This window comes from Geminicoccus sp. (genome assembly GCF_035556675.1).
In the GTDB taxonomy this organism is placed as follows: Bacteria; Pseudomonadota; Alphaproteobacteria; order Geminicoccales; family Geminicoccaceae; genus Geminicoccus.
This window is the reverse complement of record NZ_DATMFZ010000259.1, coordinates 21,607-34,865: the sequence shown is the minus strand read 5'-3', so window position 1 is coordinate 34,865 and position 13,259 is coordinate 21,607. Positions and strand designations below refer to the sequence as shown.

General features: G+C 69.7%; 12 protein-coding genes. 5 read left to right on the top strand and 7 right to left on the bottom strand.

Going from position 1 to position 13,259, the window contains the following annotated elements; all coding sequences use genetic code 11:
- Positions 1–5 precede the first annotated feature (5 nt).
- The 7 genes from VNS22_RS18160 to VNS22_RS18130 form a co-directional block, all read right to left on the bottom strand.
- Positions 6–1,628: a 5-guanidino-2-oxopentanoate decarboxylase gene (locus VNS22_RS18160; protein ID WP_325734883.1), complete on the bottom strand. Its 1,623-nt coding sequence runs from the start codon at positions 1,626–1,628 to the stop codon at positions 6–8.
- Between the two features lie 4 nt (positions 1,629–1,632).
- On the bottom strand, positions 1,633–2,427 hold the full coding sequence (locus VNS22_RS18155; protein WP_325734881.1) for an ABC transporter permease: 795 nt from the start codon (positions 2,425–2,427) through the stop codon (positions 1,633–1,635).
- Entirely contained in the window at positions 2,424–3,281 is an 858-nt protein-coding gene (locus tag VNS22_RS18150) for an ABC transporter permease (RefSeq protein ID WP_325734879.1), read from the bottom strand. The genes VNS22_RS18155 and VNS22_RS18150 overlap by 4 nt, the downstream gene beginning before the upstream one ends.
- Positions 3,278–4,330, bottom strand: coding sequence for an ABC transporter ATP-binding protein (locus VNS22_RS18145; protein ID WP_325734877.1), 1,053 nt, complete (start codon positions 4,328–4,330; stop codon positions 3,278–3,280). Before VNS22_RS18145 ends, VNS22_RS18150 begins: the two co-directional genes overlap by 4 nt.
- Positions 4,331–4,376: 46 nt before the next feature.
- Positions 4,377–5,486, bottom strand: a complete 1,110-nt coding sequence (locus VNS22_RS18140) for an ABC transporter substrate-binding protein (RefSeq protein WP_325734875.1) — start codon at positions 5,484–5,486, stop codon at positions 4,377–4,379.
- A gap of 199 nt (positions 5,487–5,685) precedes the next feature.
- On the bottom strand, positions 5,686–6,492 hold the full coding sequence (locus VNS22_RS18135) for an SGNH/GDSL hydrolase family protein (protein ID WP_325734873.1): 807 nt from the start codon (positions 6,490–6,492) through the stop codon (positions 5,686–5,688).
- 153 nt (positions 6,493–6,645) lie between these two features.
- The gene (locus VNS22_RS18130; RefSeq protein ID WP_325734871.1) at positions 6,646–7,167 is read right to left on the bottom strand and encodes a TlpA disulfide reductase family protein; all 522 of its coding nucleotides are present in this window, start codon (positions 7,165–7,167) and stop codon (positions 6,646–6,648) included.
- A gap of 48 nt (positions 7,168–7,215) precedes the next feature.
- Here VNS22_RS18130 and argH point away from each other — a divergent pair, with 48 nt between their 5' ends.
- Genes argH through VNS22_RS18105 form a run of 5 tightly spaced genes read left to right on the top strand, consistent with a single transcriptional unit; the run spans position 7,216 to position 13,255 of the window.
- Entirely contained in the window at positions 7,216–8,583 is a 1,368-nt protein-coding gene (gene argH, locus VNS22_RS18125) for an argininosuccinate lyase (RefSeq protein ID WP_349261835.1), read from the top strand.
- A 29-nt stretch (positions 8,584–8,612) separates the two neighbouring features.
- Positions 8,613–8,738, top strand: coding sequence for an LPS translocon maturation chaperone LptM (lptM, locus tag VNS22_RS18120; protein WP_325734867.1), 126 nt, complete (start codon positions 8,613–8,615; stop codon positions 8,736–8,738).
- A complete protein-coding gene (gene lysA, locus VNS22_RS18115) occupies positions 8,735–9,994 on the top strand; it encodes a diaminopimelate decarboxylase (RefSeq protein ID WP_325734865.1) in 1,260 nt (419 codons plus the stop codon). The genes lptM and lysA overlap by 4 nt, the downstream gene beginning before the upstream one ends.
- Positions 9,995–10,032: 38 nt before the next feature.
- Positions 10,033–12,576 (top strand): TIGR02302 family protein, encoded by a 2,544-nt coding sequence (locus VNS22_RS18110; RefSeq protein WP_325734863.1) that lies wholly within the window; start codon positions 10,033–10,035, stop codon positions 12,574–12,576.
- Positions 12,548–13,255 (top strand): N-acetylmuramoyl-L-alanine amidase, encoded by a 708-nt coding sequence (locus VNS22_RS18105; protein ID WP_325734976.1) that lies wholly within the window; start codon positions 12,548–12,550, stop codon positions 13,253–13,255. Before VNS22_RS18110 ends, VNS22_RS18105 begins: the two co-directional genes overlap by 29 nt.
- Positions 13,256–13,259: the final 4 nt, after the last annotated feature.

Here is a 13,259-nt window from a genome sequence, read left to right as displayed (position 1 = left end):
TTCTCTCATTCCTGGCCAAGAAACGGCGCGTTCTGGTCGATCTCGATCAGGGTCGGCACGCTGTGGTCGATGCTGGCCGAGAGCAGCCGCTCCAGATGGTCCAGGCTGGTCGCTCGCTCGGCCGCACAGCCGAAGCCGCGGGCGACCGCCACGAAATCCGGCGTCACCAGGTCGACGCCCAGCTTCGGCACGCCGGTCTCGGTCATGTAGTCGGCGATCTCGCCATAGCCCCGGTTGTTCCAGAGCAGGATCACGATGGGCACGCCCGCTTCCACCGCCGAGGCCAGCTCCGGCAGGGTGAACAGGCAGCCACCATCGCCGATCAGCGCCACGACCGGCCGGTCAGGCGCCGCCAGCTTCGCACCGATCGCCGCGGGCAGGGCGTAGCCCAGCGTGCCGTAGCCGGTGCTGGCGTTGAACCAGGAGCGCGTCCGGCGCGGCTGGTAGAACTGGTTGCCGCCATAGACCGGCTGGGTCTGGTCACCCACGATGACCGCATCGGGCAGAATCCGGTCGACCGCCGCCAGCACCAGGCGATGGCCCGCGATCGCCGGCCACCACTGCGCCTGGACCGCAGCACGGACTTTCGCCGCGCGCTCGCTGCCGTCCCGGACGATGCCCGGGCTGCGCACCGCGTGGAGCAGCGCGTCCAGCGCCAGCCGCGCATCGGCGAGGATCGCGACGGCGGGCTTCGGCCCGCGCGCCAGCTGCTGGGGGTCGATGTCGATCCGGACCAGCGCGCCGTCGAGATGCAGCTCCTGCGGCTCCGGATACATCTCGGTCTCGCCGAACTCGGTGCCCACCGCGAGCACCAGGTCGGCCGTGCGCAATGCCTCGCGCAGGGGCTGGAAGGACAGGTTCTCGCCCAGGTGCAGCTTGTGGTCCGGCGGCATGATGCCCTTGGCGTTCACCGAGTTGGTGAAGGGCGCGTTCAGGAGCTCGATCAGGGCGCGGGCCGGCTCGGCCGCGTCCACGGCCCCCCCGCCCAGCACCACGGCCGGCCGCTCCGCCAGGCGCAGGAGCTGGGCGGCGCGCGCGATGCAGGCGGGGTCGGGGGCGGGCCGGCCCGGTAGTGCTGGTGGCGTCAGGTCGAGATGGCCGGCCGCCATCGCGATCACGTCGGTCGGGATCTCCAGGTGGACCGGGCGGGGCCGCGACGTGCGGAACAGGGCGAAGGCGCGGGCGAGCACCTCGGGCAACTGGTCGGGCGAAAGCAGGGTATGGCTGAAGGCGGCAACGCCCGCGGCTACCGCCTGCTGGGCCGGCAGCTCGTGGAGGGCACCTCTGCCCATGGCCAGCTGGTCGCGCCGGTTCACGCTGGAGACCACCAGCATCGGCACGCTGTCGCCATAGGCCTGGCCCATGGCGGTCAGGATGTTGGTGACACCCGGCCCGGTTACCACGAAGCAGGCGGCAGGCCTGCCGGTGACCCGGGCATAGCCGTCCGCCATGAACCCGGCACCCTGCTCGTGGCGGGGCGTGACGTGGCGCAGCCGCGCGCCGTGCAGGCCGCGATAGAGGCCCACCGTATGTACGCCCGGGATGCCGAACACCAGTTCGACTCCGTAGGCCTCCAGGAGGCGGACCAGGGCCTCTCCGGTGGTGAGGCCAGGGTCAGGGTTGGGCATCCCGTCACTCCTTCGACCAGGCACCGAGCAGCTTCGGCAGGTCGCCGAACCGGGCGATCAGGCCGAAGATCAGCGCCGCCAGCAGCACGAACACCACCGCCACCACCCCCATTACCGGCGTGTAGCCGTAGCGCAGGCTGTTGAAGATCTTGATCGGCAGTGTTTCCACGGTGAAGCCTGCGACCATGTAGGCCACGATATACTCGTTCAGGCTGAGCACGAAGACGAAGGCATAGCTGGAGATCAGGTAGGGCCGGACCAGCGGCAGCACCACCGTCCGGAACACGGTGGCCTCGTCGGCACCCATGGTGGTGGCGGCCTCGATCACCTGCCGGTCGATCGCCGCCAGGCCCAGGCTGATCGTGACGAGCGGCAGGGTGACGAGGAAGACCGCGTGGCTGACGATCGTCGCCACGATCGAGCCATGCCAGCCAGCCGCCGTCCAGAACACCAGGAAGCCCAGCGCCGTGATCACCGGCGGCAGGGTGAAGGGGGCGATGCCCAGGCCGTAGAGCAGCCGGCCATAGCCCGTGCGATAGCGCCAGACGAACCAGGCGAGCGGGAAGGCGATGGCAAGCGCCAGGGCGGCCGAACTGATGGCGATGATCAGGCTGTTGGTCAGCGCGTTCAGCCAGTCCTGGGCGATGAACAGCTCGGCATACCAGCGCAGCGAGGGGTTACGCGGCGGGAAGAGCAGTTGCTGGCCGCCGTTCAGCGACACGCCGGCCACCACCACGAGCGGCAGGGCCATGAACAGCACCACCAGCCCCATGAACAGGTTGCGTAGCGACCGGGTCATTGCGCTGCCTCCCGCTGCCCACCCAGCACCATGGTGAGCCCGATGAACGCCAGGCTGAACAGCACCAGGAAGATCGCCATGGCGGCGGCGAACGGCAGGTTGGACTGGAACACGGCCTGGTCGGTGATGTGCACCGAAAGGGTCCAGTGCTGCGGCCGGCCCAGCACCTGCGGCAGCAGATAGGCGCCCAGGTTGAACACGAACACCATGATCAGCGCACCGAGCAGAGGAGCCCGCAGCACCGGCACGATCACCAGGAAGAAGGTGCGCAGCGGCGAGGCGCCCAGCGTGCGCGAGGCTTCCGGGATCTCCGGGTCGAGGCGGGAGAGCGCTGGGTAGAGGATCAGGACCGTGTAGGGAAAGCCCAGGTAGCACAGGCCCATCAGCAGGGCGCCGAAGCTGGGCGTCCAGGCCTGCGCTCGCGGGATCAGGCCTATCCAGACCAGCAGGTTGGACAGGCCGGCCGTGCGCGAGAGCAGAGTCGACCAGGCAAAGCCGATGATGACCTCGGAGAGCGAGAGCACCGCCAGCACGAATACCAGGAACGGCACCTGGGCGCGCCGACGCAGCCGGGTCAGGCAGTAGGTGAACGGGAAGGCCACCGCGATCACGATGGCGGCAGCCAGGACCGAGATCCAAAAGGAGAACAGAAGGGCCCGACCGAAGAACGGATCGAGGAAGCGGGCATAGTTGGCCAGCTCGAAGCCCGGCTCGTAGAAGCCGCCCTCTACCTGGTGGGAGAAGCTCACCGCCAGCATGATGCCGAACGGCACCACGAAGAACAGGAGCAGCATCGCGGCCGGCCAGAGCACCGGCAGCCGGGCGGGCAGACCTCTTGGCCGGAGGTCGCTCATGACGGCAGCACCACGCAGGCGGCGGGCGGCAGCTCCAGGGCGACTCGGTCGCCGACCTGCACGTCCGGGCGCTCCCTGGGGCTGGTCACCGCCAGCAGTTCCTGCCCGGCGCAGGCGAGCATGATCTCGACGCTGGCACCCAGGTCGCGCACGAAGATCACCTCGGCCGGCAGGCGGTTCGGCCCGAGCTCGCCCGCGGGATGGATCACCACCTCCTCGGGCCGGATCGAGATCGCCGCCTTGCTGCCCTGGGCAAGGCCATGGGGCCGCGCGCCGGCCATCCGGATGCCGTCGATCGACAGGCTGTCCTGGCCGTCGACCGCGCCCGGCAGGAGGTTGCTGGTGCCGATGAAGTCGGCGACGAAGGCGTTGACCGGGTTGCGGTAGATCTCGAGCGGCGGGCCTACCTGTTGGACTCGCGCGTTGTCCATCACCACCACGATGTCGGCCATGGTCAGCGCCTCGCGCTGGTCATGGGTGACCACGATGGTGGAGATGCCCAGGCGCTGCTGCAGGAGCTTCAGCTCGACCTGCATCGCCTCGCGCAGCTTGGCGTCCAGCGCGGACAGAGGCTCGTCCAGGAGGAACAGTTTCGGATCGAGCGCCAGCGCGCGGGCGATCGCAACGCGTTGGCGCTGTCCGCCCGAGAGCTGCGAGATCGACCGGTCCGCCACGCCTGGCAGGTGGACCAGCGCCAGGAGCTCCTCCACCTTCCTGCGCCGCGTGGCCAGGTCGACCCCTCGGATGCGCAGGCCGTAGGCGATGTTCTCGCCTACGCTCAGATGCGGGAACAGGGCCAGGGACTGGAACACCATGCCCAGGCCGCGCCGGTGCGCCGGCACGCTGGTGATGTCGGTGCCGTCCAGGAGGATGCGCCCGGTGGACGGCATCTCCAACCCAGCGATCGCCCGCAGGAGCGTGGTCTTGCCGCAGCCGGACGGCCCCAGGAGGCAGATGAAGCGGCCGGCTGGGAAGTCGAGGTCGATATCCTTCAGTGCTTCGAACATGCCGAAGGTCTTGCCGACATGATCGATGCGCAGCCCGGACATCACTACCTCGCAAGACGGAAAGGACGACGGAAAGAGGCGGTCAGGATCAGCCCGCGATCAACTCGCTCCATTTCTGGCTGATCCACGCGTCCTTTTCGACATAGAGGTCGTAGCGCGGGATGATCGGCGGGATGTCGCTGCCGACCGCGGCGAACTCCTCTGGCGTCAGGTCGGTGAACTCGCGCTTGACGGTCGGCGATGTCCCGACCTTGCGCGCCAGCTTCGCCTGGATGTCCGGGCGCGACATGTAGTCGATGAAGACATGCGCCTCGTCGATGGCCTTGGAGGTGTTGATCACGCACCAGGAGCCGGAATCCAGTACTCCGCCCTCCTCCGGGAAGGTCGAGCGCACCGGCTTGCCCTGGCTGGCCGCCAGGCCGGTGACGTCGTGGTAGTACTCGCCCATCGGGATCTCGCCCGATTCCAGCGCCTGCTGGAACTGGCCCTCGTCGCGCCACCAGAGCTGCACGTTCGGCACCAGCTCCTTCAGCTTGTCGAGCACCTGCTGCACGCCAGCTTCGTCGCCCAGCATGTCGGTGCCGCCGAACCAGGTCTTGGCCGTGATCTCCAGCAGGAAGGAGTTGGAGGCCAGCGCCATCAGCCCGATCAGCCCGGCATTCTCCTCGTCCCACAGCGCCTTCCAGGAGGTCGGTGGCTCCGGGAACTCCTCGGTGTTGGTGCACAGGGTCACGTACCAGGAGACGGCGCCCACGCCGCTGATCGCACCGTCCGGGTAGCGATGCACGAAATGCTCGTGGAGGTTCTTGGTGTTGGGCAGTTTCGCTTCGTCGAGCTTCGCCCAGAGGCCGGCGTTCTGGCCCCTGAGGCGCGCCACCTGGGCGATCATCGACACGTCAGCCGGTGCCTGCCCGGACTGCGCTGCCGTCTGGAGCTGGACCAGCCAGGCATCGCCGGTCGGCTCGGCGATCGATTCCACCTGGATCCCGGTCTCCTCGGTGAAGGCCGGGTAGATGTGCTCGTCGAAACTGTCCTTGAAGTAGCCGCCATAGGTGCCGACCTTGAGCGTGCCTGCCGCCCGTGCCGGCCGGGGCCGCAGCCCGCCCACCGCCAGCGCGCCGGTGGCCGCGGCACCGAGCAGGACCTGCCTGCGCCCCGCGGCCAGATGGCTGCCGGTCTTCACCCTGTTCCAGTTCATCGTGGCGTTCCCCGTTGCCGACGGGTCGACGGGCCTGCCGAGCCGCCGGCGTCTCTTTCCCATCATGCTTGCGGGTTTTTCTGCCTTCGTCAAAGCCTCCGCGGCTTGCGCGGTTGCGACGCGAGCCTCCGAAATGCGCCGAGGGCGGGGCGGCCATGCCGCCCCGCCCTCGGCGTGGACCGGAAGATGCAGCCCGGCCCTAGCGGGTGCGGCAGACCAGGTCGAAGGCGCTGCTGAACTCGTTGGCCAGGATCGTCTGACCCTTCGCGCCGAAATGGCTGGTGTTGTAGTAGAGTGCCGTGGTGGCGGCGCGGGCCGGATCCGCCGTGGTGACGTTGTTCAGCCCGTAGGACTGCGGACGGAGCACCACGTCGTTGAAGCGGCGGAAGACGTTGACGCAGATCATGCCCTTGTGGGTGGCGCGCCGCTTGTTGACGAAGTCGTAGGTGAAGGTCAGCCACTCGCGGGTGCGTGGCAGGTACTCCGCCCGGCTGTTCGGCTTCCTGCTCCAGTCATGCACGGCGACGATCAGCAGGCGGCGCTTGTCGCGGGCAGCCCCGGCAGTGAGCAGCCGGTCGACACCCACCCGGAAGTCCGCCTTGGACTGCATCAGGTTGGTCCAGCGGACATCCGTGCTGCGCGCGATGTCGTTGTAGCCCATATAGACGACGGTGATGTCGTCGTCGCCGTAGCGCGGATTGGCCAGGAACAGGTCGAGCTGCTTCTTGAAGGTGCCGCGGGCGGGCGCATTCGCATAGTCCAGTGCGGTGGCACCCGAGAGCGCGTAGTTGGCCATGCTCGCGGCGCGGCCGCGGCTCACCAGGATCTCGGCCCAGTTCGGGATCACGGCCGAGGTGTTGGTGGTATCGTAGTTCGGGTCCGAATAACTGTCGCCGATAACGACTAGCCGCTTGGTCACCTGGTTGGTGATCGGCGCGGCCCGGACAATGGAAGGCATGGCTACGGCAGCGGCCAAGCCGCCCGCTACTATCTGGCGACGGCTCAACATGAAGATCCGGACCTCACGGAAATGGGCGACAGTCGGCGGAGGGTACTAGTAGCACACGCAAGCGTTGCATAGCCCCTGCTTGCATACAGGATGCACCATGGTGTTCATTTTGCATCACGTCATCGCGATATGGGCAGGTTCGCCACAAGCTCAGCCCTGCAGCAGCTCGTCGACGAGCGCGGTCGCTTCCGGCCCGTCCCATTCGGCGATGCCGAGCAGCCGGCCGACCTCGCGGCCCTCTCGATCGATCATGAGCGTCGCCGGCAGGCCGGGCGCATTGAGCAGGCGGGCAGATTTCGCGGTCTGGTCGTGGCCGACCACCAGTGCCGTGGCCCCGACCTCCTCCATGAACTGGTCGACCTTCTCCCGCGCCGCACGGTCGGCGGCGAGCGCCAGCACCACCATCACCTCCTTGGGATACTTGGCCTGCAGCCGGTCCAGGGAGGGCATCTCGGTGCGGCAGGGCGCGCACCAGGTGGCCCAGAGGTTGAGCACCACCACGCGTCCCCTGAGTGCCGCGAGGTCGGTCTCGTTGCCGCTCTCGTCCAGGTACTTTATCTGCGGCAGTGCCGCGGGCTCGGGCAGCCGGCGGAAGTCGAACTTCTCCGCGGCAAGCGCGCTCCGGCCGACTAGAGCGGCCAGGGCAGTGGTCAGGAGCAGGCGGCGGTTCAAGTCATCACCTCTGGGCGAAGCAGCGTGAGCACCGGCAGCGGACGTAGCATGTGGGGCGGCCATTTCCAGGAGGGACCGGCTCCCCTCATGGAGGCCATCAACGCCTCGATCCCCTTCGACCGTCGGCTGTGGCGCGAGGACCTGGAAGGCTCGGCCGCACATGCCCGCATGTTGGCCGCTCGCGGCGTGATCGCCAAGAGCGACCTGGACGCGATTCTGGCGGGGCTGGAGCGGATCGCCCGGAAGATCGAGGCCGGTGAGTTCGAGTTCACGACGGCGCTGGAGGACATTCATCTGAATGTCGAGGCGCGCCTGTCCGAGGACATCGGCGAGCCCGGCCGCCGGCTGCACACTGCCCGCTCGCGCAACGACCAGGTCGCCACCGACTTCAAGCTGTGGACGCGGCGGGCGATGGCGCGCGCGGACGCCCTGCTCAGGGAACTGCAGCGGGTCCTGCTCGACCTGGCCGAGCGCAACGCCGACACGGTGATGCCGGGCTTCACCCATCTGCAGGCCGCCCAGCCGGTCACCTTCGGCCACCACATGATGGCCTATGTCGAGATGCTGGGCCGCGACCGCTCGCGCTTCCTGGACGCGCTGGCCCGCGCCGGCGACTGCCCGCTAGGTGCCGGTGCGCTCGCCGGCACCTCCTACCCGATCGACCGGGAGGTGACGGCGCGCGAGCTGGGCTTCGCCAGACCCATGGCCAACTCGATCGATGCCGTGTCCGACCGCGACTTCGCCCTGGACTATCTGTCGGCGGCCTCGATCGGTGCGGTGCATCTCTCGCGGCTGGCCGAGGAGCTGGTGCTGTGGAGCACGCCGCAGTTTGGCTTCGTGCGGATGCCGGAGGCGTTCACCTCCGGCAGCTCGATCATGCCGCAAAAGCGCAATCCCGATGCCGCCGAGCTGGTGCGCGGCAAGTCCGGCCGGGTGCTGGGCCACCTGCAAGCCCTGCTGGTGGTGCTGAAAGGTCTGCCGCTCGCCTATTCCAAGGACATGCAGGAGGACAAGGAAGGGCTGTTCGATGCGGTCGACAGCTATGAGCTGGTCCTGCGCGCCACGGCTGCCATGCTGGAAGGCATCACCCTCTATCCGGAGCGGATGCGCGCTGCCGCAGGTGTGGGCTACACCAACGCCACCGACCTCGCCGACTGGCTGGTGCGCGAAGGCGGCGTGCCGTTCCGCGATGCGCACGGGATCGCCGCACGTTGCGTGAAGATCGCCGAGGAGCGCGGCTGCGCCCTGGAGGAACTGCCGCTGGAGGCGATGCAGTCGGTCGACCCGCGGATCGACCAGCGGATCTTCGCCGTGCTGGGCGTGGAGAACTCGGTGGCGAGCCGGACCAGCGAGGGCGGCACGGCGCCGGTGCGGGTGCGCGAGGCGATCGCTGCTGCCCGGGTCCGCTTCCTGTGAGCACCCATCCGACCGACTGGAGCCGACCGATGCGCGCTTTCGCCTTGCTCGTTGCCCTGGCCCTGCCGCTGGCGCTCGGCGCCTGCGGCAAGAAGGGTGCCCTGGAGATCCCGCCCGAGGAGCCGGACCAGGCCGAGACGGGCAGCGCCGGATGACCGGCAGCTTCACCCGCCGCGACGGCGTATTGTACGCCGAGGACGTAGCGCTGCCGGCGATCGCCGAGGCCGCCGGCACGCCCGTCTATGTCAACTCCGCAGGCGGGATGCGCCGCCAGGCGAGGGCCCTCCTGGACGCCTTTGCCGGCCATGACGTGCGCATCTGCTACGCGGTGAAGGCCAACCACCACCTGGCGGTGCTGCGGTTGTTCGCCGGCATGGGCCTTGGCATGGACACGGTCTCGGGCGGCGAGATCGCCCGGGCGCTCAAGGCCGGTTGCCCGCCGGAGCGGATCGTGTTCGCCGGGGTCGCCAAGGACACGGACGAGATGCGGCTGGGCCTGGCTCAGGGCATCTTCCAGTTCAACGTCGAATCGATCGAGGAGCTGCGCCGGCTTGGCCAGGTGGCCAGTGCCATGGGGCGGCGGGCGCCGGTGGCGCTCAGGGTCAATCCGGATGTGGCCGCGGGCGGTCACGACAAGATCTCCACTGGCAAGAAGGGCGACAAGTTCGGCGTGCCGATCGAGGACGCGTCGGCGATCCTGGCCGAGGCCGCGACCATGGCCGGGATCGAACCGGTGGGTCTCCATTGCCATATCGGCTCGCAGATCACCGAGCTCGCCCCGTTCGAAGCCGCCTATCGCCGGGTGCTGGAGGCGTTCACGGCGATCCGGGAGGGCGGCGTCGAGCTGACCCGGGTCGATTTCGGCGGTGGGTTCGGCGTGCGCTACCAGGAGCCGCCCAAATTCACGATCGCCGACTATGCCCGGATGGTGCTGCGGCTGACCTCCGGCCTGGGGGCCAGCGTCGTGCTGGAGCCCGGCCGGTTCCTGGTCGCCGAGCAGGCGGTGCTGGTCGCGCGTGCGATCTACCTGAAGGAGACGGCCACGCATCGCTTCCTGGTGCTGGACGCCGGCATGAACACGCTGATCCGGCCGGCCATGTACGGTGCCTGGCACGACATCCTGCCGGTCGTCGCCAAGGACGGCCCGCTGGTACCCACCGAGGTGGTGGGCCCCATCTGCGAGAGCAGCGACTTTTTCGCACGGGGACGACCGCTCCCGCGCATGATGGAAGGGGATCTGGTCGCGATCATGCAGGCCGGCGCCTATGGAAGCGTGATGGCATCGGACTACAATTCTCGGCCAGGACCGGCCGAAGTCATGGTAGACGGAGAGCGCTTCACCGTGATCACCCCGCGCCGCGCGGTGGAAAGGCAGTACGAGGACGAGACGGTCCCGCCCTGGCTCGAGTGAGCCGGTAGGCGGGCAGCCAGCCCTGGAAGGAGCGGCCATTGAACGGGTCGAAGCATGCGGCGGACCTGCCGCGCCGACTGAGCCGGATCATCCATGCGGCCCGTTTGTTCGTGGACCTGGAACGCCTGTGGACGGCGGCCCGCTGGCCGCTGCTGGTCCTGTGCCTGTTCCTGATCCTGGCGCTGTTCGGCCTCCTGGCGAAGCTGCCGCCCATCCTGCATGCCCTGGTGCTGCTCCTGTTCGCCGCGGGCTTCCTCTACGTGGGCTACCGTTCGCTGCGCGGGTTCCGGCCGGCCCGCCGGGGCGACGCGTTGCGCCGGCTGGAAGCCGACAGCGGTTTCAGCCATGCGCCGCTGCGCGGTCTGGAGGACCGTCTCGCCGCAGGCGACGATGATCCCTTCACCCAGGCGCTGTGGACCCGGCACAAGGCACGGCTGGCCGTGCTGGCGGGACGCACCAGGCTGGCGCCGCCGCGCTCGGACCTGCCGCGCCTGGACCCCTGGGCCATCCGGGTGGGGGTGCTCCTGGTGCTGGTGCTGGCCCTGGTCGACGCCGAGGGCCGGTTCGGTCAGCGCCTGCAGGAGGCGGTGATCCCGGGCCTGGCCGCGCGCACGCCCGACCTGGCGATGGCCGCGACCTTGTGGGTGGAGCCGCCCGCCTACACCAGGCTGCCGCCGCAGATGGTGGCCGCCGGCGGCCAGCGCCGCACCCTGGTGCCGGCCGGCTCGCAGGCCCTGCTCCAGGTCCATCACCTGCCCGAAGGGACGCCGGCACCGCAGGTCCGCTTCGAGGACCAGGAACTCACCGCGACGCGGCTGGGCGAGGCCAGTGCCGAGGCGCGGCTGGAGGTCGCCCATGACGGCGACCTCGTGGTGCGGGACGAGGCGCAGGCGGAGATCGCCCGCTTCCTGCTCGCCGCCCAGCCGGACCGGGTCCCGACCATCCGGAGCGAGGACGAGCCGCGCACCACGCTGCGCAACGCGCTGGAACTCGCCTGGAGCGGGGCCGACGACTATGGCCTGGTGTCGGTGGCGCTGGAGATCGCGCCCACTTCCGGCGACCGGCCGCCGGAGCGGATCGCGCTGAAGTCGCTCCCCGACCAGCCGCACGAGGCCAAGGGCCGCTCCTATCTGGATACCACCCCGCACCCGCTGGCCGGGGCGGAGGTGCGCATGGTGCTGATCGCGGTGGACGCGGCCGGCCAGGAAGGCCGCTCCGAGCCGATCACCCTGACGCTGCCCGAGCGGAAGTTCGAGCACCCGGTGGCGCGCGCCATCATCGATCAGCGCAAGGATCTGGCCGAGACGCCGCAGGAGCGGGAATCGGTCGCCGACATCCTGGACCAGCTGGCCGGCAGCCAGATGATGGAGGAGCTGCCGAGCTCGGTGCCGCTGTCGCTCAGCAGTGCTGCCGAGCGGCTGCGCCGGGGCGAGCTGTCCGAGCAGGATCTCGACTCGGTGCTGGAGCAGCTCTGGGAGACCGCCCTGTTCGTCGAGGAAGGGCGGATGGCCACGGCCGAGGCGGACATGCGCCGCCTCCAGGAGGAGCTGGAGCGGGCCCTGGCCGAGGGCCGCGACGATGCCGAGATCGAGCGGCTGATGGACGAGCTCCAGGCGGCGATGGACCGCTATCTGGACGAACTCACCCGTCAGGCCCTGGCCGAGGCGATGCGCGATCCGGAGGCGCTGGAGCGGGCGCTGCGCCAGCAGCAGCAGATGCCGCCGGGCGAGCCGAACCCGAACATGGTCGACCGGCAGGACCTCCAGTCGATGCTCGACCGGGCGCGCGAGATGCTGAAGAGCGGCTCGCGTGACGCTGCCGAGCAGCTGCTCTCGCAGCTGCGCGAGATGATGGAGAACCTCCAGGCCCAGCTGCCCATGCCGCAGGGCGAGCCCGGCCCCGGCGAGCAGGCCCTGTCCGACCTGCAGGAGGCGATCCGCCGCCAGCAGATGCTGCAGGACGAGGCGTTCCGGATGGACCAGCGGATGAACCAGATGCCGCAGCAGCCGGGCCAGCAGGGGCAGCAAGGCCAGCAGGGACAACAGGGTCAGCAGGGCGAGCAGCAGATGACGCCCGAGCAGCTCGCCCAGCTCCAGGAGATGCTCCGGCGGCAGCTCGGCCAGATCATGGAAGGGCTGGCCGAGCAGGGCATGGAGATCCCGGACGAGCTCGGCCAGGCGGAGCTGCAGATGCGCGGGGCGGAAGGGCAGCTCCAGCAGGGCAGCCCGGGTGCCGCCACCGACCCGCAGGGCCAGGCGATGGCGCTGATGCAGGAGGCGGGCCGCGGCATCATGGACCAGATGCGCCAGCAGATGGGCGACGGGCAGGGCCAGGGCCCGGGTCGACCGGGCGGCACCCAGCCGGGCCAGCCCGGCCGCAACCAGGCCGGCATGCAGCGCGACCCGTTCGGCCGCCAGCCGGAAGGGATGGGCGGGGTCGACACGGAGAACACCTCGGTGCCCGACGAGGCGGCGCTCGGGCGGGCCAGGGCGGTGCTGGAGGAACTCTACCGCCGCTCCGGCGACCCGAACCGGCCACGGATGGAGCTCGACTATTACGACCGGCTGCTCGAGCGGTTCTGAGCCGCGCGCCCGGCCGTCGCCCAACCAGGACGAGCGGCCGGCGGGCACCACGGTCGATACGCTGGTGCTCCACTATACTGGGATGCGCAATGCCGGCTTGGCGCTCGACCGGCTGCGCGACCCGGTGGCCAAGGTGAGTGCGCACTGGCTGGTGGACGAGGACGGGACGATCCTGGCTTTGGTGCCGGAAACCCGCCGGGCCTGGCATGCCGGGGTCAGCGCCTGGGCCGGCCGGGCCGGCCTGAACGGCAGCTCGATCGGGGTGGAGGTCGTCAATCCCGGCCATGAATGGGGCTACCGCCCGTTTCCCGAGGCCCAGATCCTGGCGGTGATCCGGCTGTGCCGGGGGATCCTGCGCCGCTGGCCGATCCCGCCGGCCCGGGTCCTGGCCCATTCCGACATAGCACCTGACCGCAAGACCGACCCGGGCGAGCTGTTCCCATGGTCCCGGCTGGCCGCGGCGGGGATCGGCCGCTGGCCGGCAGCGTGCGGGGAGCCGGTCGCCGACCCGCGGGCCAGCCTGCGCGCGATCGGCTATCCGGTGGACCTGGAGGGTGTGAGCCTGGAACTGGCCCTGGCCGCGTTCCAGCGCCGCTACCGGCCGGGCCGGGTGGACGGGCACGCCGATCCGGAGACCCGCCGCCTGCTGGGGGCGGTTGAAAGGCTTCAGTTCGGGTGAGCAT

Excerpts from the sequence above, each read along its gene's own strand:
- lysA (WP_325734865.1), top strand. The coding sequence starts at position 8,735 with ATGACCGGCAGCTTCACCCGCCGCGACGGCGTATTGTACGCCGAGGAC.
- VNS22_RS18145 (WP_325734877.1), bottom strand. The coding sequence starts at position 4,330 with ATGTCCGGGCTGCGCATCGATCATGTCGGCAAGACCTTCGGCATGTTC.
- VNS22_RS18150 (WP_325734879.1), bottom strand. The coding sequence starts at position 3,281 with ATGAGCGACCTCCGGCCAAGAGGTCTGCCCGCCCGGCTGCCGGTGCTC.
- lptM (WP_325734867.1), top strand. The coding sequence starts at position 8,613 with ATGCGCGCTTTCGCCTTGCTCGTTGCCCTGGCCCTGCCGCTGGCGCTC.
- VNS22_RS18160 (WP_325734883.1), bottom strand. The coding sequence starts at position 1,628 with ATGCCCAACCCTGACCCTGGCCTCACCACCGGAGAGGCCCTGGTCCGC.
- argH (WP_349261835.1), top strand. The coding sequence starts at position 7,216 with ATGTGGGGCGGCCATTTCCAGGAGGGACCGGCTCCCCTCATGGAGGCC.
- VNS22_RS18140 (WP_325734875.1), bottom strand. The coding sequence starts at position 5,486 with ATGAACTGGAACAGGGTGAAGACCGGCAGCCATCTGGCCGCGGGGCGC.
- VNS22_RS18155 (WP_325734881.1), bottom strand. The coding sequence starts at position 2,427 with ATGACCCGGTCGCTACGCAACCTGTTCATGGGGCTGGTGGTGCTGTTC.